The following is a 17,570-nucleotide window of genomic DNA, read 5'->3' as shown; positions in this document are numbered from 1 at the left end:
TGCATGAAAAAATCCGCGCCGGCATGTAGAGGAATCATCCGGGCTGGGTTCGCCGACTCAGGAGCTACCGGGTCGTTGTGTAGCAGGCGCATTCAGCCAGGCGGATTGGGGATAGAGATGTCGACTATTGAAGCGTTTCCCAGGGAGACGCGTACACCGAGCGAATATGAAGGGCTTGTGGCGATGGGCGCAAACGCGCTCGACGCCATTCCTGGCGCGGTGTATCTGTGTGATCACAACGGCTGGCTGGTCCGCTACAACAGCGAGGCGGCCACCTTGTGGGGACGAGCGCCGATATTAGGCGAGGGCGGTGACCGTTTTTGCGGTTCCTATCGCCTGTTCCTGGCCGACGGTACGCCGTTGGCACTGGAAGATTGCCCGATGGCCTGGGCGCTGGAGTCGGGTACGGCGACGCGCAACCAGGAAGTGTTCATCGAGCGTCCTGACGGGACGCGGATCGTCGCGCTGGTGAACATCCGGGCCCTGAGAGATGAGCAGGGCACTATCCAAGGGGCGATCAACTGCTTCCAGGACGTCTCGGCGCACCACGCGATGGCCGAAGAGCTACGGCGCAAGAATGCCGACCTGGAAGACTTCTTCGAAAACAGTGCGGTGGGCCTGCACATCGTCAGCGGCGAAGGCACCATTGTGCGTGCCAACAAGGCTGAGTTGGCCTTGCTCGGTTATTCGGCGCAGGAGTACATCGGCCGCCACATCACCGAGTTCCATGTCGATGAGCCGGTCATCGGCGACATCCTGAGCAAATTGAGCAACGGCGAATGCCTGGAAGACTATCCTGCTCGCCTTCGAGCCAAGGATGGTTCGATCAAGCATGTCACCATCACCTCCAACGGGCGGTTCGAGGACGGCAAGCTTTTCAACACCCGGTGTTTCACCGTGGACGTGACCTCGGTCCATGCGGCCGAGACGGCACGCCAGGAGAGCGACGACCGGTTGTCCGCGACCTACGAGGCGGCGACTATCGGCATTGCCGAAGCCGGGGCGGATGGCCGTCTGTTGCGGGTCAACGATGCGCTCTGCAACATGCTCGGGCGCTCGCGCGAAGAACTGCTGAACATGACTTTCCTGGGGTATACCCACTCCGACAGCACCGACGAAGACGCCGCGCTGTATGCGCGCCAAGTGGCGGGCGAGCTGGATAACTACGTGCTGCGCAAACGGGCCTTCAAGCCTGACGGCGAAACCGTCTACCTGGACATCCACAGCTCATCGGTCCGGGACTCCCAAGGCGTGTTTCGTTATGGCGTGCGGGTTATCCAGGATGTCACGCAGGCGCGGCGCATGGAAAACCAGATCCTCGAAAGCGAGCGGCATATGCGCAACCTGCTCGAGGCGCTGCCCGCGGCGGTCTACACCACGGACGCGCAAGGTCGGATCAATTTTTTCAACCGGGCGGCGGTCGAGTTGTCGGGGCGTACGCCTGAACTGGGCGACCTTTGGTGCGTGACCTGGAAACTGTTCACCACCGATGGCCATTTCCTGCCCCACGACCAGTGCCCGATGGCAGTGGCCTTGAAGGAAAACCGGCCGATACGCGGGGTCGAGGCAGTCGCGGAGCGTCCCGACGGCAGCCGGGTCCCGTTCGCGCCGTATCCCACGCCGCTACACGACGCGCAGGGCAACCTGGTCGGCGCCATCAACATGCTGGTGGACATCTCCGAGCGCAAGCAGGCCGAAGACCGGCAGAAAACCCTGATCGACGAGCTCAACCACCGGGTCAAGAATACCCTGGCCACGGTGCAATCCCTGGCGGCCCAGACCGCCCGCAATGCAGTGGATGCCAAGGATGGTTACAACCGTTTCGAAGCCCGGCTTCTCGCGTTGTCCCGCGCCCACGATCTGTTGACGAGGCGGCATTGGGGCCAAACGCCCCTGGCCTCCCTGGCCCATGAAGTGCTGATGCCCATATTCGGGGCCGACCCTGGCCGTATCACCATCGAGGGTGATGCCATCGACGTCGACACTCGGGTCGCGCTCGGCCTGACCATGACCCTCAACGAACTGGCAATCAACGCCCTCAAGTACGGCGCGATGTCGGTCGAGACGGGCAGGCTTTCGCTGAACTGGAACGTCCAGCCGCAATCGAACGGCACCTTGCTGACCTTGGATTGGCGCGAGCAGGGCGGCCCTCCAGTGTTCCCGCCGGAACGTGAAGGGCTCGGTTCGCGGTTGATGAAGCGCTGCATCGAGCGCGATCTTGGCGGAATTTTTGTCCTGACTTTTGCACCTGAGGGCGTTCTCTGTCGCTTCTCGTTCATGGTCGTTGAGCAGTCGGCATGACCCCGTTTGCTGGTATCAGGGTTCTGCTTGTCGAGGACGAAGGCGCGGTCGCCATGCTGATCGAGGAAATGCTCGAAGAGCTGGGCTGCACGGTGGTGGCGTCAGTCCCACGACTCGCCCAGGCTCGAGAAAAAGCCGACACCCTCGAGGTTGACCTGGCAATCCTGGACGTCAATCTGGCTGGCGAACGGGTGTTCCCGGTGGCTGATATCCTGCGTGCTCGCAGCGTTCCTTTCCTGTTCAGCACCGGATACGGCGCCAGCGGCCTGCCCGCCGACTTCGCCCAATGTCCGGTTCTGCACAAGCCCTTTTCCGAAAACGAATTGCAGCTGAAGATAGCGCTGACGCTGAAAAGTTGAAGTATTTTGCGAGGAGCAACCATGAGCTTGTACGGCCAATACGATCCGCAGAACATCTTTGCGCTGATTCTTCGCGGCGAAGCGCCCTGTTATAAAATCTACGAAGACGCCGATGTGCTGGCCTTCCTCGATATTTTTCCGCAGTCGCGCGGTCATGTGCTCGTCATCCCGAAGGCGGTCCAGGCGCGCAACATCCTTGATGTAGACCCCGCGGTGCTGGGCAAGATGATGTTGGCGGCGCAACGCCTCACACGGATCCTCGTCGACGAGCTGCAGCCGGATGGCGTGCAGATCGCACAGTTCAACGGCGCGCCCGCCGGGCAAACGGTCTATCACATCCACGTCCACATCATTCCGCGCTGGGAAGGCGCGGCGCCTGAGGCTCATGGACGGGGCAAGGCTGATCCGCAGGAGCTTGAAGCGTTGCAGGCGCGGCTGGTGGAGCGTATTCGTTCGCAAGAGTGATGGCTTAGTTTTCCAAGGGGGCACCGAGTGTGCGCCCCACCGCAAAACCCATGACAAATCGTCACCAACCTCATCTGTCCTTGGCTGGTTCACAATCCCTATCGCAGCGGAACATAAACATCAGTCTGCCATTGATCCTGTGGCGTCTCGGGATAGGCGCTCAGGTAGTGGAAAAACAGTGGCTGGTCACGCAGCTCCTCACCGCTCGCGGGGAGCCAGTCGCGGTAGATCGGGTAGATCGTTTCGCCGATATGATCGGGCGACCCCGCATGGCGTACCACGACGTAGCGGCCGCCGGGAATGACGAGTGGGCCTACGCCGAACTCATTCGGCGTCACGTCTTCGTGAATCTCACCGCAGATCGCAAATCGGAAGGCGTGCGCAGGCGTCGTATCGGGATTGCCATAAGGAATGCCGAACGTGCGGCTTGATACCACGGGCGACTGGCCGCTGCGCATGCGCCACTCGATGAACTGGCGGACGCTCGCATTGACCAGCCCGGGCGGTCCGCGGTGCTCAAGGGCCGCTACGTTGATTTCAGGGATTTCGATGATGCGTACTTGCATGAAAAGTGTCCTGGAGAAATGAGGGATGGCAAACACCTTATTCCAGACCTGCCAGTTTGCATTCTTCCTGAACACGCTTGGCGCTGCGCCGAACGCCCGGCCAAACGCCCTGGAGAATGCCTCGGGGCTCTTGAAGCCCGCATCCAGCGCGGCGTCCAGTACCGAATAATCGGCAGACGCGACCAGGCGGTGCGCCGCGCGTCGTAGCCGCATCAGCTGGACGTAGCGCGAAACAGGCACGCCCATGTACGCCGTGAACTGGCGATGAAAGTGAAACGCCGAGAAGTTCGCCACATGACTTAACGTCGTTATCGACAGATCACCCTCCAGATTGGCATCGATATACGCCAGTACAGCGTCGAAGCGTTTTTTGCAGGCGTAATCGTTTGGTAGCTCAGACACGGGGGGGCTCTTGGAGGCGCGGTCGGCGTCAGAGTCGACTATACGCGCAGAGCATGCCTAGCCGCGTTTGCTCAAAAGCGCATAGTCAGGCGCCCTATTGGCTGCCGCTGTCGGCCCCCGGGCTGACTCTCCGATGCCAATACACCCACCGTGGCGAGGGAGCTTGCTCCCGCTCGGTGGCGCAGCCGCCGCAAAACCGAGCAATGCGGTGTGCCTGGTAAAACGGAGATGCTGGTTCAGGGCCGCTTCGCCCGAAGCGTCGGACCGGCTCAGCGGGAGCAAGCTCCCTCGCCACGGTTGATTCATTCATTCGTGTAGATAGGGCAGCCCGCCGCTCTCGTACTGGCTTATTTATGTGATTTCGATATGAGTCCTATGCCATTGCCGTGGTTTATCGATCAATGCTGCACGGGTAGTTTGCTTCTCGACGGTATCCAAAGAGAGGCAAACCCAATGAAGGCAAGCACCTTTTATCTTGCGTTATGCGCGGCGGCGCCTTTTGCCGACGCCGCCGGCCCGGAAAGCGCCAGCGAGTCGCGCAGTTCACAACAGATCAGCCGGGCGGGCAGCCAGGCTTCCGCCGCGGGACCGGCGGACTATTTCAGCGGAAAAGTGCGTGTGGACCCGCTGTTCCCAGCAACGGAAGAGATCAATGCGTCTAGCGCCTACGTCACTTTCGAACCGGGCGCGCGCTCGGCCTGGCATACCCATCCCGCCGGTCAGCGATTGGTAGTGGTCTCCGGCGTGGGCCTGACGCAGGAATGGGGCAAGCCGGTGCAGCAAATCCATCCCGGCGACGTGGTCGTTTGTCCTGCGGGCGTCAAGCATTGGCATGGCGCCGCGCCGGACACCGCCATGACTCATCTAGCCTTGACCGGCACGGTGGAGGGCAAGAATGTGCAGTGGTTGGAGAAGGTCAGCGACGAGCAATACCGCGCCGGTGGAACGCTGACATCATCGGCCAAGCCAGATGCTGCGGTGGTTTCACAAACCCTGTCGGCCAAACAGCGAGCCATTCCGCTGATCGCCGCCGCCATGGCCACGAGCAACATGCCGGCTCTCGATAGCGCCTTGAATACAGGGCTGGATGCGGGCCTCAGCGTCAGCGAGGCGAAGGAAATCCTGGTGCAGCTCTACGCCTACAGCGGGTTTCCTCGCAGCCTCAACGCGCTGGGCGAATTGATGAAAGTCGTGGAGGCCCGAAAGCAACGCGGCGTGCAGGATGCTCCGGGGCGCGAGCCGACTCGCCCGATTCCTACCGGCGATGCATTACTGGCGGCGGGCAAGGCCAACCAGACACGGATCGCCGGCGCGCCTGTCCAAGGGCCGCTGTTCGACTTCGTCCCGGTCATCAACCAATATCTGCAGACGCACCTGTTCGGCGATATTTTCGAGCGCGATAATCTCGACTGGCAAAGCCGGGAGCTGGCGACGGTCGCCGCGCTGGCCGTGACCCCAGGGGTGGAGTCACAACTGCGTTCACATATGGCTGCGAGCTTGCGGGTCGGATTGAGCGCTGCGCAATTGCGCCAATTGATCCAGCTGCTGGACGAGCAGGGCGAGGCCGCTGAGGCACTGGATGCCAGTCAGTCCTCGTAACGCAAGGCTTCGCGCAGCAGCGTGAAGGCCGGTGAAGTCTGGCGGCGACTCGGGTAGTACAGATGATAGCCGGAAAACGGCTCGCACCAATCCTCCAGAACCCGGATCAGCCGGCCTTGCGCGACAGCGTCCTGCACCAGATCTTCCGGCATGAAGGCCAGCCCCAAGCCCTGGAGCGCCGCCTCCAGGCGCATGGCAATCGTGTTGAAAACCAGTTGGCCTTCTACCCGGACTTGCAGTTCATGACCGCTTTTCTCGAATTCCCAGACATACAGGCCGCCATGGGTCGGCATGCGCAGGTTGATGCAATCGTGCGCCGTCAGGTCGTTTGGAATCAGCGGCTTGGGATGTTGGGCGAAGTACGCCGGCGAGCCGACGACCGCCATGCGCATGTCGGGGCCGATGCGCATGGCGATCATGTCCTTGGCGACCTGCGGGCCGAGCCGCACGCCGGCATCGAACCCCTCAGCGACGATGTCGGTAAAGGCGTAGTCGACGATGATCTCGATGTTCAGGTCGGGATTGTCCGGCAGCAGCTTGGCGAGAACCGGCTGGAGCACGGTGATTGCAGAATGCTCGCCAGCGGTGATGCGCAATTTACCGGCCGGTTTATCGCGAAACTCACTGAGCATCGCCATCTCCTGATCGATCTCTTCAAACCGCGGCGCAACCACCCGCAACAGCCGTTCGCCCGCTTCAGTCGGGGCAACACTTCGCGTGGTACGCGACAACAGCCGGACTCCCAGCCGTTCTTCCAGTTGTCGCATCGCCCGACTCAGTGCCGGTTGCGACATGCCAAGCCTGGCCGCCGCCCGAGTGAAACTGCGCTCCTGGGCCACGACTGAGAAGATGGCGAGTTGGTCGTAGCGTTCGGTGGTCATTGAGCCGTCTCTGGTATGAGCTGGGTGAGATTATTGCATTTGCCGGATTGATGAGTTGCGCCTTTGAAGCATGCCTCCGGGCGCGCCGTTTCAATTTTGTGGATGCTTAACCGAATCTGGAAAAGGGAATTCTGTCATCCAATTTTATAACGAGGCGTGGACATGCAATCGACCTTGGCTAGGCATGTCCTGATATTAGGAGTCAACAAACTCCTGCTCAATAATGCAGCCGATCAACCAGACCAACATTGCGGGTATGATCCAGGCCAAAATGATTATCAACAAGATAATCGCTGGCTCGAAGATATCTGATGGTTGCTTGTGGGTGCTAGAGTACATAGTTGCTGCAAACATAAAAAGCGCCAGAACCATCTCAAAAAATACAATGCCAAATGCATTGCCGTGCTCTCTAAGATGTCTATAAGAATCAATAATCCCCCCTTTGGAATAGGATCTGTTGATTGCGAGATTTCTATAGAAAAGGAATAATTTTGAACGCTGAGAATGGCATTTGTAAATTATAATAAGTTGGGCTGAAAAAATGGAGCTCGCCAAGAATATCACCAGCGCAAACCAGATTTTAAATTCCAAGTGCATAGCGCTGACAAAGAAGAATGTTAGGGGTAATATTAGGTTTAACGCCAGAAATAGTATCATTGATTTTTCAGGAGGGCGGAAAAAACGTTCATGTTTTTTTGGGATTAAAAAGCGACCCGCGTGAAATACCAGAATTGGTGCGCTTGATAAGTAAGAATAGACTAGGCCTAACCCTAAAAAAACACCAACTTGAATTAAATCAATTGGTTCTCCTGGTTTCACAAAAATTAGGCTTGATAATGATTTATTTTTTTGTACTAGGAGAAATAAAATGAGCGCGCCCAGTATGGCCCCTACGCTGTATCTGAGGGCATAGAACTCCCAGAAACGAGACGAGTGTTCTTCACCTTGTGCCATTTATATTCCTTAATGAGTTGTCGTCAGAGCGATCAAAGCTGCTAGCGGATTCGATATGATGGCATTTTGGGGCTTGTTGGTAAACCTCGACGCGCTGCGGCTCGCCGTACAACACATCTGTTCCTTCCTCGGTCGAGCAATCTTTGCAGCTAAACGTCACCATAAGCAGAATGATCAAGCGGACCATGACTGCGCAGGCGGGCGAGGACATGGCGAAACTGAAAGAAAGCATGCTCTAGTCAGGAACAAACCACAGTGGTCGCTAAGGTATCGCTATGCTGGATTGCTACGACGGCAGCGGACGATCGTTGTTTGGTCTATTCAGCAACGCAATTACAGAGTTTCGATGGTTTGGGTTGCATCGTTATTTTAGCCGTCCTACGAAAGGCACTCTCGTCACTTCAAATTGCTCTTGAAGAAACTCGTCAACTTATCGAAAGGAATCAGATCGACCCGGTCATAAAGATCGACATGCCCGGCGCCCGGAATGATGACCAGTTCCTTGGGTTGACCGGCAAGCTTGTAGGCCTCTTCGCTGAACTCCCTGGAGTGCGCGTCGGCGCCGGCGATGAACAGCATCGGATGAGGCGAGATGGTCTCGATGTCATTGAGCGGATAGAAGTTCATGAACTTGACGTTGCTGGTCAGCGTCGGGTGCGTGGTCAGGTCCCTGGAAGAGCTGGCAGGCGTGAATTCGCCGCGGGGCGTGCGGTAGAAATCGAAGAATTCACGCTGGATAGGATGGGTGTTTTCGTCCAGTTGATGCACGGTGCCGCTGGTGTAGAGCGTTTCGCCACCGGCGAACTCGACATTACGCTGCTGGGTGGCTTGGGCGATGATGGCGCGGCGTTGATCCAGCGTTTGGGAGTGCTTCAATCCGTTGCGATTGACGCCGCCCATGTCGTACATGCTCACGGTTGCGATGGCTTTCATGCGCGGGTCGATCTTGGCGGCGCTGATCACGAAGCTGCCGCTGCCACAGATGCCGAGAGCGCCAATGCGTTCCTTGTCGACAAAGGGTTGGGCACTGAGAAAGTCCACCGCCGCGCTGAAGTCCTCGGCATAGATATCCGGCGAGACTGCATTGCGCGGTCGTCCCGCGCTTTCGCCCCAGAACGACAGATCCAGGGAAAGGGTCACGAAGCCTTTTTCCGCCAGCTTGGTGGCATACAGATTGGCGCTTTGCTCCTTCACCGCTCCCATCGGATGGCCGACGACGATCGCCGGATTGCGGGTCTTGCCATTGAGCTTTTTCGGAATGAACAGGTTGCCCGCCACGTCCATCTGGTATTGGTTCTTGAAGTTGACCTTCTGTACGGTCACTTCATCACTGGTATAAAAATTGTCTGCGCCGTGGGACATATCGGCTCCTATCGCTGAGAGCGAACTGACGAGAAGGGTCAACAAAACGAGGATCTTTTTCATGGGAGGTCCTGTCGATGCGTAGGCATCAATCGTAGGAGAACGTCACTTGCACCGTCCCCTGGCCCAGCGCTTGAGCCAGTTTTGAGGTGTCGTTCACGTGGCCCAGGCGCGTGTACGCGTAGGTTGAGTTGAAGTCCTTGTAGAAGACGACCAGGGTGTCCTTGCCATACAGCATCAGGTCGCCGTTGCGGATTGTTCCCGGCCGGCTCGCCTGGACGGGCAGCGCTCGGGGGAGGGTGGCGTATTTTTCGTTGCGGTGGAGATCGCTCATCTCCAGCGTCAGCGGGGCTAACGCGGCAAGCGATTGGGCTGCGGTGGCATCGGCCAAGGTGATGGCAAAGCGTTGTTCGCCGACGGTCATCCACATGTCAGGTTTCTCCGCTGTCAAAGAGGCCGACGCGGCATCGCTCCCGGCCATACAGCTGCCAAGCATGAGCAAAGAGGCCAGCAAACCAAGGCTGGCAGAGCGCATCGGGGTTCTGTATCGGGTTCTGTTCATGGGGCCCATGGTGACGCGCGAGCACTGATGCGACTAGCTAATGAGTACTTAACAAGGCTATAAGCATGGCTAATCAATAGCTCTTGAAGTGCTTCGCCATGGTCAAACGTAATCTCAACGATCTGCTGTCTTTCGTCACCGTGGCGAGGGAAGGCAGTTTTACCCGTGCTGCCGGTGCATTAGGCGTCACCCAGTCGGCGCTGAGCCAGGCGATCAGTGGCCTGGAGGCGCGTTTGCAGATCCGCTTGCTGACGCGAACCACCCGCAGCGTATCGCCAACCATCGCCGGCGAACGGTTGCTGCAAGCCATCGGTAATCGTTTCGATGAAATAGAAACCGAGCTGGACAGGCTCACGGAAATGCGCGACAAGCCCGCTGGCACCGTGCGCATCACCTGTGGCGATCACGTATTACGCACGACCTTGCTGCCCAAGCTGACCGGATTGCTGCACGAGTACCCGGACATCAACGTCGAGTTCGATGTGTGTTACGGGTTCCGGGACATCGTCGCGGATCGCTTTGATGCGGGGGTGCGCCTGGGCGATACCATCGACAAAGACATGGTGGCCGTGCCGATAGGCCCTGCGTTGCGGATGGCGGCTGTTGCTTCACCTGAATACTTCGCCAGTTGCGCCATTCCCAGGAGCCCGCGCGACCTGCTCGGCCATCGCTGCATCAACCAGCGTATGCCGACGTCGGGTGGGCTATACGTCTGGGATTTCGAGCGGCGCGGCAAGGAAGTGAACGTCCGGGTGGACGGTCAACTGATCTTCAACACCTCGACGCACCTCGTCGAAGCCGCATTGGCCGGATTGGGGGTGGCGTACTTGCCTGAGGAGGAATTCGAACCGCATCTCCAGGCGGGCCGGCTGGTGCGCGTACTGGAGGATTGGTGCCCGCCGTTTCCCGGGTACTACCTTTACTACCCCAGCCGACGGCAACCGTCGCCCGCGTTTACATTGGTTGCCAATGCATTGCGTAACGTCAACTGACACTGGCGATTGCTGGGGACCGTCAGAAAGTCGTTGCATCGTCTATCTTGTCAGGAACGGTTTTTTCGAAAAGCAAGCTAACCAATAGTCGCTTTCAGAACACGTTTCGTCGTCCACGTGCAATCGCCGCCCCCCGGGAGTGGCAAGCTGTGAAGATGCCCCGGACCAGGTGCGCCAAAGACATCTGGCCGGAGAGCAAGAATGGCGACCGGATTGCCACGCTACCGTGACGTGGGCCGCACGCCCTAGCCAAGACTCCGGATGACTACCGCCACGCGGCGGTGTCGTTCGAGATGCCGAGGTACGTTTATGCCTGATGAGACGCTTCACCTGCCTCTGATTCACAGCGTGCTGGCGCGCAAGAAGGACACCCCCGGTGCCTTGTTGCCCATCCTTCATGCCATCCAGGAAGGTTACGGGTACGTTCCCGACGCCGCCGTCCCTGAAATCGCCCATGCCCTCAATCTCAGCCAGGCTGAAGTGCGCGGGGTAATCAGCTTCTACCATGACTTTCGCACCACGCCGCCGGCGCGCCATACCCTGCGCCTGTGCCGGGCGGAGTCGTGCCAGAGCATGGGGGCCGAAGGCCTGGCTGCGCAGTTGCGCGAACAATTGGCGCTGGACGATCACGGCACCAGTGCCGACGGGGCGATCAGCCTGCGGCCGGTCTATTGCCTGGGCGCCTGCGTGTGCTCGCCGGCCCTGGAGCTGGATGGGGAACTGCACGCACGGCTGACCCCGGAGCGCCTGCGCCAGTTGGTGAACGGTTGCCTGGAGGATGGCCCATGCTGACCCTCTGCATTCCCCGTGATTCAGTGGCCCGCGCCGTTGGTGCGGACCAGGTGGCGGATGCGCTGGTGCGCGAGGCCGAGCGTCGGCAATTGCCGCTTGAAGTGTTGCGCACCAGCTCTCGCGGGCTGTATTGGCTGGAACCCTTGGTAGAGCTTGAAACGCCCGAAGGGCGGTTGGGGTTTGGCCCGGTCACCGCGCAAGACGTGCCAGGCCTGCTCGATGCGCTTGGCCACGACCCGGGCGGCCATCCTTCGGCCTTGGGGCTGGTGGAGAACATTGCTTACCTGAAAAGCCAGCAGCGCCTGTTGTTTGCGCGTGCCGGCATCACCCGGCCCTTGTCCCTCGATGACTATCGGGCCAAAGGCGGGTTCCTCGGCCTGGCCCGGGCGATCCGGATGGACGGCGCCGAGGTGGTTGCCCAAGTACTCGATTCCGGCCTGCGCGGCCGGGGCGGCGCGGCGTTCCCGGCAGGCATCAAGTGGCGCACCGTGCGCGACGCACCGGGCCCGCAAAAATACGTGGTCTGCAATGCCGACGAAGGCGACTCCGGTACGTTCGCCGACCGCATGCTGATGGAAGGCGATCCGTTCCTGCTGATCGAAGGCATGGTTATCGCCGGGATCTCGGTGGGCGCCACCATGGGCTACATCTATGTGCGCTCGGAATACCCGGACGCCGTCAGCACGCTGAACGAAGCGCTGCACATCGCCCGCGAGGCCGGTTACCTGGGCGCCGATGTCGGCGGCAGTGGTCGCGCCTTCGAGCTGGAAGTGCGAGTCGGCGCCGGCGCTTACATCTGTGGCGAAGAAACAGCGCTGCTGGAATCTCTCGAAGGCAAGCGCGGGATGGTGCGCGCCAAGCCGCCGCTGCCGGCGTTGCAGGGCCTGTTCGGCTTGCCGACGCTGGTTCATAACGTGGTGACCCTGGCCTCGGTGCCGGTAATTCTGGAGAAGGGCGCGCAGTTCTACCGGGACTTCGGCATGGGCCGCTCACTGGGCACCATGCCGTTCCAGCTGGCCGGCAACGTTCGTCGCGGCGGGCTGGTGGAGCGGGCATTTGGCCTGAGCCTGCGCGAGTTGGTGGAAAAGTATGGCGGCGGCACCGCCAGCGGTCGTCCGTTGAAGGCCGCGCAAGTCGGCGGCCCGCTGGGCGCGTGGGTACCACCCGCGCAGTTCGACACACCGCTGGACTACGAAGCGTTCGCCGCCATGGGCGCGATGCTCGGCCACGGCGGCGTGGTGGTTGCCGACGACAGCCTGGACATGGCCCGGATGGCCCGGTTCGCCTTGCAATTCTGCGCCGAGGAGTCCTGTGGCAAATGCACGCCGTGTCGCATCGGTTCGACCCGTGGCGTCGAGGTGGTGGATCGCTTGATCGCCAGCACCGATGCCAACGCCCGCCAGGAACAGGCGGCGTTGCTGCAAGACCTTTGCGACACCCTGCAATACGGCTCGCTCTGTGCCCTCGGTGGGATGACGTCCTACCCCGTCGCCAGTGCCCTCAAGTACTTCCCCGCCGACTTCGGTCTGGCGACCACGGAGGCCGACCAATGATCAATATCTTCGATCCAGCCAGCGACATCGACCTGGGCACCCCGGCCCGGGTAAGCGACGTGCAGGTCAGCCTGACCATCGATGGCCGTGAAATCAGCGTTCCCTCTGGCACATCGGTGATGCGCGCGGCGGCCTTGCTCGGAACCACCATCCCGAAACTGTGCGCCACCGACAGCATGGAAGCCTTCGGCTCCTGCCGTATGTGCCTGGTGGAGATCGACGGCATGCGCGGTTACCCGGCCTCGTGCACCACGCCGGTGACCGACGGCATGGTGGTCCGCACCCAGACCTCAAAGCTCGCCACCCTGCGTCGCAACGTGATGGAGCTGTACATCTCCGATCACCCGCTGGACTGCCTGACATGCCCGGCCAATGGCAACTGCGAATTGCAGACCGTGGCCGGGCAGGTGGGCTTGCGCGAGGTGCGCTACGGCTACGAAGGCGCCAATCACCTGGTCGAAGCCAAGGACGTGTCCAACCCTTATTTCGACTACGACCCGAGCAAGTGCATCGTTTGCAGCCGCTGCGTGCGTGCCTGCGAGGAAATCCAGGGCACCTTCGCCCTGACCATCAGCGGACGCGGCTTTGATTCCCGTGTCGAAGCGGCCGGCGGTGACAACTTCCTCGACTCCGAATGCGTGTCCTGCGGCGCCTGCGTCCAGGCCTGCCCGACAGCGACGCTGATCGACAAGAGCGTCGTCGAAATCGGCCAGCCGGAGCGCAGCGTCGTCACCACCTGCGCCTATTGCGGCGTGGGCTGCTCGTTCCGCGCCGAGATGAAAGGCGAACAACTGGTGCGCATGGTCCCGGACAAGAACGGCCAGGCCAACCACGGCCACTCCTGCGTCAAGGGCCGCTTCGCCTGGGGCTACGCGACGCACCCGGACCGCATCACCAAGCCGATGATCCGCAAGCGCATCAGCGACCCGTGGCAGGAAGTCAGCTGGGAGGAGGCGGTCACCTACGCCGCCAGCGAACTGCGGCGCATCCAGCTCAAGTACGGGCGCGATTCCATCGGCGGTATCACCTCCAGCCGCTGCACCAACGAAGAAACCTACCTGGTGCAGAAACTGGTGCGCACGGCGTTCGGCAACAACAACGTCGACACCTGCGCGCGGGTCTGCCATTCGCCGACCGGTTATGGCCTCAAGCAAACGCTGGGCGAATCGGCCGGTACGCAGAATTTCGATTCGGTGATGAAGGCCGACGTGATCATGGTGATGGGCGCCAACCCCACCGATGCGCACCCGGTGTTCGGTTCCCAGCTCAAGCGCCGCCTGCGCCAGGGCGCGCGGTTGATTGTCATCGACCCGCGACGCATCGACCTGGTGGATTCGCCTCACGCCCGTGCCGAGCTGCATCTGCAGCTGCGCCCGGGCACCAACGTGGCGATGCTCAACGCGTTGGCCCACGTGATTGTCACCGAGGGGCTGGTCGACGAGCCTTTCGTCAAGGAGCGTTGCGAGGCGACAGATTTCGCCCGTTGGCGCGACTTCGTCAGCTTGCCGGAAAATGCCCCCGAGATCCTCGGCCCGGTGTGCGGTGTGCCGGCCGAACACATCCGCGCCGCCGCGCGGCTCTACGCCACCGGCGGCAACGCGGCCATCTACTACGGCCTCGGTGTCACCGAACACAGCCAGGGCAGCACCTCGGTGATGGGCATCGCCAACCTCGCCATGGCCACTGGCAATATCGGCCGCGAGGGCGTCGGGGTGAACCCGCTGCGTGGGCAGAACAACGTCCAGGGTTCCTGCGACATGGGCTCGTTCCCCCACGAGCTGCCCGGCTATCGGCACATCTCCAACGAAGCGGTTCGTACCCAGTTCGAGCAGGCCTGGAACGTGACGTTGCAACCCGATCCGGGCCTGCGCATCCCGAACATGTTCGAGGCGGCGCTGGACGGCACCTTCAAGGCGCTTTACTGCCAGGGCGAGGACATCGCCCAGAGCGATCCCAACACCCAGCATGTGACTGCGGCGCTGACGGCTCTGGAATGCGTGATCGTGCAGGACATCTTCCTCAACGAAACGGCCAAGTTTGCCCATGTGTTCCTGCCGGGCAGCTCGTTCCTCGAGAAGGACGGTACCTTCACCAACGCCGAACGCCGTATCTCCCGGGTTCGCAAGGTCATGGACCCGTTGGCCGGAAAGGCCGACTGGGAAGCCACCATCGCCTTGGCCGATGCCCTGGGCTACAAGATGCACTACAACCACCCTTCGGAAATCATGGATGAAATCGCCCGCCTGACGCCGACCTTCAGCCGTGTCAGCTACGCCGAACTGGAGCGTCACGGCAGCTTGCAGTGGCCGTGCAACGATGCCGCGCCGGACGGCACGCCGACCATGCACATCGACCAATTCGTGCGCGGCAAAGGGCGCTTCATGCTCACCGGCTATGTGCCCACCGAGGAGAAGGTCAATGGCCGTTATCCGCTGCTGCTGACCACCGGACGGATCCTCAGCCAGTACAACGTCGGCGCCCAGACCCGGCGCACCGACAACGTGGCGTGGCACGAGGAGGATCGCCTGGAAATCCACCCGACCGACGCTGAGAATCGCGGCATCGCCGAGGACGATTGGGTCGGTATCAGCAGTCGCGCCGGGCAGACGGTGCTGCGCGCCAGGGTCACCGAGCGGGTGGCGCCGGGGGTGGTCTACACCACCTTCCACTTTCCCGAGTCCGGGGCCAACGTGATCACCACCGACAACTCGGACTGGGCCACCAACTGCCCGGAATACAAAGTCACGGCGGTGGAAATTGTGCGGGTCAGCCAGCCTTCCGAATGGCAGAAGCGGTATCAGGCCTTCAGCGATGAACAGCGGCGCTTGCTGAAGGAACGTCGTCACGCCGAGAAAGCCGAGGTGCGCCGATGAGCTCGCAGAACCTGATCAAGATGGCCAACGAGATTGCCCGCTACTTCGCCACGGAGCCTGATCAGTCGCTGGCGGTGAGCGGCATCCGCCAGCACATCAAGAACTTCTGGACGCCGGGCATGCGCAGGGATTTGCAGGGTTGGGAGGAGAAGCATCCGGATGCGGTTTTGCATCCGTTGGTGTTGGCGGCGTTGAAGGAGCCTGAAGCCATGAACTGACATGCGGGGCCCTGTGGCGAGGGAGCTGGCGCCCGCTGCTGAGTACATATCCATTGCTTGGGTAGCGGCTACTTAGGGTTCCGCCCTTACGGCGGGTCACTTTTGGAAGAGCGCCAAAAGTAACCAAAAACGCTTTGCCCCACCACTCGGCACCTCGCCTGGGCTCGGTGTGCCTGAACGAAGGCATTGCTCCGTGGGCACGCCGCGAAGGGCCGTCCCTGGCCCAGCGCGGCTAACCCGGCATCCATGCCGGGTTGCCCACTCCACAACACCTCCGTTCAGCCAGCGTGGTTAACGGGGCGCCCGAGATCAACGTCCACCGCGAGGCGGCCTAGTAGCCGACCTGGATCTTGCTGTCGTACTCCGATCCAACTGGACTGACCCCAAACTGTGGGAGCGAGCCTGCTCGCGAAGGCGGAGTGTCAGTCGATGAAGATGCTGACTGTACTGGCCCCTTCGCGAGCAGGCTCGCTCCCACAGGGTCCTATATGTGTGCCGTGAGATCTGAGTGTCTGTCGAAAATCCAGTGTGAGCGAGCTTGCTCGCGATAGCGGTCGTTCAATGACGAAGGTGTCTGACCTGCTACCGTCATCGCGAGCAAGCTCGCTCCCACAGGTGCATGGCTCAGGCTTTGGATTGGTGAGCTGTCCAGTGTTTCATCTCTTCAGCAATGAAGTGATTGACTAGGTCGCTGTACATCTTTTCGATGACATCCGGGCTGAGGTCCTCGGCCTCGGCCCATTGCCGTCTAATCGCCAGCATCGCCTGGAAACGCTCCGGGGCACGGACCGAGGTCGCCGAAGTCTTGAACTTCGAGGCCGCCAATACGTATTGAAAGCGCTTGCCCAAGAGTTTGATGACAGTCTGGTCCAGGGCATCGATTTCGCGGCGGATGTCTTCCATGCCGGTGCATTGCGCGGGGGACAGCTGGTTGTCGACTTCCATGTAGTTAACTCCGTTTGTTGAACTCTGATGTAACTCCCGGTAGGGGCTCTTTGTGGCGAGGGGATTTATCCCCGCTGGGGTGCGAGGCACCCCTTGGATCAGACACTGCAGTGTGCCTGGCGATATTTGAGTCGCTGACTTAGGGCTGCTTCGCAGCCCAGCGGGAGCAAGCTCCCTCGCCACGGGTTTTAAGTCAACCTTCCAGACCGCGTCGTTCAATGATGCCGAACACGTCGGCCACGTCCTGCACGAGGATCCGGGCAACGTTGGTCAGGGTGTTGATATCACTGGTGGATGAGTCCCGCAGGCTGGAGCAGGCCACCAGCGTCAGGTAATCGAGCGTGGCGTGCAGGCGCTCGCTGACACAGGCGTGGAGTTCGGGCAGTGGCGCGTGAGTGTCGATCAGCAGGACCGGTAGGTGGTGGCGATCGGGGTGAGGGGGGGGTAGCGGGCAGATGCTTGATTGGCGGTCATAAGGTTACTTCCTTCAAGAAAAAAGAAATGCCACCTTTTCGCTGCGAAACAAACGGGTGGCAGCTGCGCGCGGGTTCGCAGACCGAGGAAGGAAAACCCGGCAGACCCGAAGATCTCCCGCGCGCAACCGCCATAAAATGAACGCGGGCAAGTTTGCCTGAATTTCATTCGACGGTGCATTTCCTTTGCAGTCGGGCTGCGAAACCCAGTCGCCAGCCAAAGCCAGCGACGACCCAACTATAGAAGTCGATCCCAACCCCCACAACCGACCT

General features: G+C 60.7%; 15 protein-coding genes and 1 pseudogene. 9 read left to right on the top strand and 7 right to left on the bottom strand.

The features are described 5' to 3' along the window. Positions 1-117 precede the first annotated feature (117 nt). The 3 genes from PSH78_RS14310 to PSH78_RS14300 are packed head-to-tail and all read left to right on the top strand — an operon-like array spanning position 118 to position 3,125. The gene (locus PSH78_RS14310) at positions 118-2,301 is read left to right on the top strand and encodes a PAS domain S-box protein (RefSeq protein WP_305494893.1); all 2,184 of its coding nucleotides are present in this window, start codon (positions 118-120) and stop codon (positions 2,299-2,301) included. Beyond that, positions 2,298-2,660 carry a response regulator gene (locus PSH78_RS14305; protein ID WP_305494892.1) on the top strand — a complete coding sequence of 121 codons (363 nt, stop codon included), beginning with the start codon at positions 2,298-2,300 and terminating at the stop codon, positions 2,658-2,660. Before PSH78_RS14310 ends, PSH78_RS14305 begins: the two co-directional genes overlap by 4 nt. A gap of 21 nt (positions 2,661-2,681) precedes the next feature. After that, entirely contained in the window at positions 2,682-3,125 is a 444-nt protein-coding gene (locus PSH78_RS14300; protein WP_305494890.1) for an HIT family protein, read from the top strand. Between the two features lie 98 nt (positions 3,126-3,223). On the opposite strand, the gene PSH78_RS14295 is transcribed toward PSH78_RS14300, so the two are convergent. After that, positions 3,224-4,093, bottom strand: coding sequence for a GyrI-like domain-containing protein (locus tag PSH78_RS14295; RefSeq protein ID WP_305494888.1), 870 nt, complete (start codon positions 4,091-4,093; stop codon positions 3,224-3,226). A 453-nt stretch (positions 4,094-4,546) separates the two neighbouring features. Here PSH78_RS14295 and PSH78_RS14290 point away from each other — a divergent pair, with 453 nt between their 5' ends. Continuing rightward, positions 4,547-5,692: a carboxymuconolactone decarboxylase family protein gene (locus tag PSH78_RS14290; protein ID WP_305494887.1), complete on the top strand. Its 1,146-nt coding sequence runs from the start codon at positions 4,547-4,549 to the stop codon at positions 5,690-5,692. On the opposite strand, the gene PSH78_RS14285 is transcribed toward PSH78_RS14290, so the two are convergent. The 4 genes from PSH78_RS14285 to PSH78_RS14270 all read right to left on the bottom strand — a co-directional run bounded on the left by PSH78_RS14285 (position 5,680) and on the right by PSH78_RS14270 (position 9,319). After that, positions 5,680-6,573, bottom strand: a complete 894-nt coding sequence (locus PSH78_RS14285; protein ID WP_305494885.1) for a LysR family transcriptional regulator — start codon at positions 6,571-6,573, stop codon at positions 5,680-5,682. The genes PSH78_RS14290 and PSH78_RS14285 overlap by 13 nt on opposite strands. 195 nt (positions 6,574-6,768) lie before the next feature. After that, a complete protein-coding gene (locus PSH78_RS14280; protein WP_305494883.1) occupies positions 6,769-7,527 on the bottom strand; it encodes a hypothetical protein in 759 nt (252 codons plus the stop codon). 396 nt (positions 7,528-7,923) lie between these two features. Next, entirely contained in the window at positions 7,924-8,952 is a 1,029-nt protein-coding gene (locus tag PSH78_RS14275) for an alpha/beta hydrolase (RefSeq protein ID WP_305494881.1), read from the bottom strand. Positions 8,953-8,977: 25 nt separating this feature from the next. After that, entirely contained in the window at positions 8,978-9,319 is a 342-nt protein-coding gene (locus PSH78_RS14270; protein WP_370870918.1) for a cyclophilin-like fold protein, read from the bottom strand. Positions 9,320-9,549: 230 nt separating this feature from the next. Between PSH78_RS14270 and PSH78_RS14265 the strand changes: the two genes are divergently transcribed. From PSH78_RS14265 to PSH78_RS14245, 5 genes are all read left to right on the top strand, one after another. Further along, complete coding sequence (locus PSH78_RS14265; protein WP_305494878.1) at positions 9,550-10,443, top strand: LysR family transcriptional regulator; 894 nt, start codon at positions 9,550-9,552, stop codon at positions 10,441-10,443. Between the two features lie 309 nt (positions 10,444-10,752). Next, positions 10,753-11,235: a formate dehydrogenase subunit gamma gene (locus PSH78_RS14260; protein ID WP_305494876.1), complete on the top strand. Its 483-nt coding sequence runs from the start codon at positions 10,753-10,755 to the stop codon at positions 11,233-11,235. Further along, complete coding sequence (locus PSH78_RS14255; RefSeq protein WP_305494874.1) at positions 11,229-12,788, top strand: NADH-quinone oxidoreductase subunit NuoF; 1,560 nt, start codon at positions 11,229-11,231, stop codon at positions 12,786-12,788. Before PSH78_RS14260 ends, PSH78_RS14255 begins: the two co-directional genes overlap by 7 nt. Then, on the top strand, positions 12,785-15,661 hold the full coding sequence (gene fdhF, locus PSH78_RS14250; RefSeq protein ID WP_305494872.1) for a formate dehydrogenase subunit alpha: 2,877 nt from the start codon (positions 12,785-12,787) through the stop codon (positions 15,659-15,661). The genes PSH78_RS14255 and fdhF overlap by 4 nt, the downstream gene beginning before the upstream one ends. After that, on the top strand, positions 15,658-15,879 hold the full coding sequence (locus tag PSH78_RS14245) for a formate dehydrogenase subunit delta (protein WP_305494870.1): 222 nt from the start codon (positions 15,658-15,660) through the stop codon (positions 15,877-15,879). Before fdhF ends, PSH78_RS14245 begins: the two co-directional genes overlap by 4 nt. 624 nt (positions 15,880-16,503) lie before the next feature. Here the strand turns inward: PSH78_RS14245 and PSH78_RS14240 are convergent. Together PSH78_RS14240 and PSH78_RS14235 are read right to left on the bottom strand one after the other, a co-directional pair. After that, the gene (locus PSH78_RS14240) at positions 16,504-16,824 is read right to left on the bottom strand and encodes an isochorismate lyase (RefSeq protein ID WP_305494868.1); all 321 of its coding nucleotides are present in this window, start codon (positions 16,822-16,824) and stop codon (positions 16,504-16,506) included. Between the two features lie 193 nt (positions 16,825-17,017). After that, positions 17,018-17,298 (bottom strand): annotated as a pseudogene (locus PSH78_RS14235) (fructose-bisphosphate aldolase). Positions 17,299-17,570: the final 272 nt, after the last annotated feature.

This window comes from Pseudomonas sp. FP198 (genome assembly GCF_030687895.1).
Taxonomy (GTDB): domain Bacteria; phylum Pseudomonadota; class Gammaproteobacteria; order Pseudomonadales; family Pseudomonadaceae; genus Aquipseudomonas.
The sequence above is the reverse complement of the archived record's forward strand: the minus strand, read 5'-3'. Positions and strand labels throughout refer to the sequence as shown.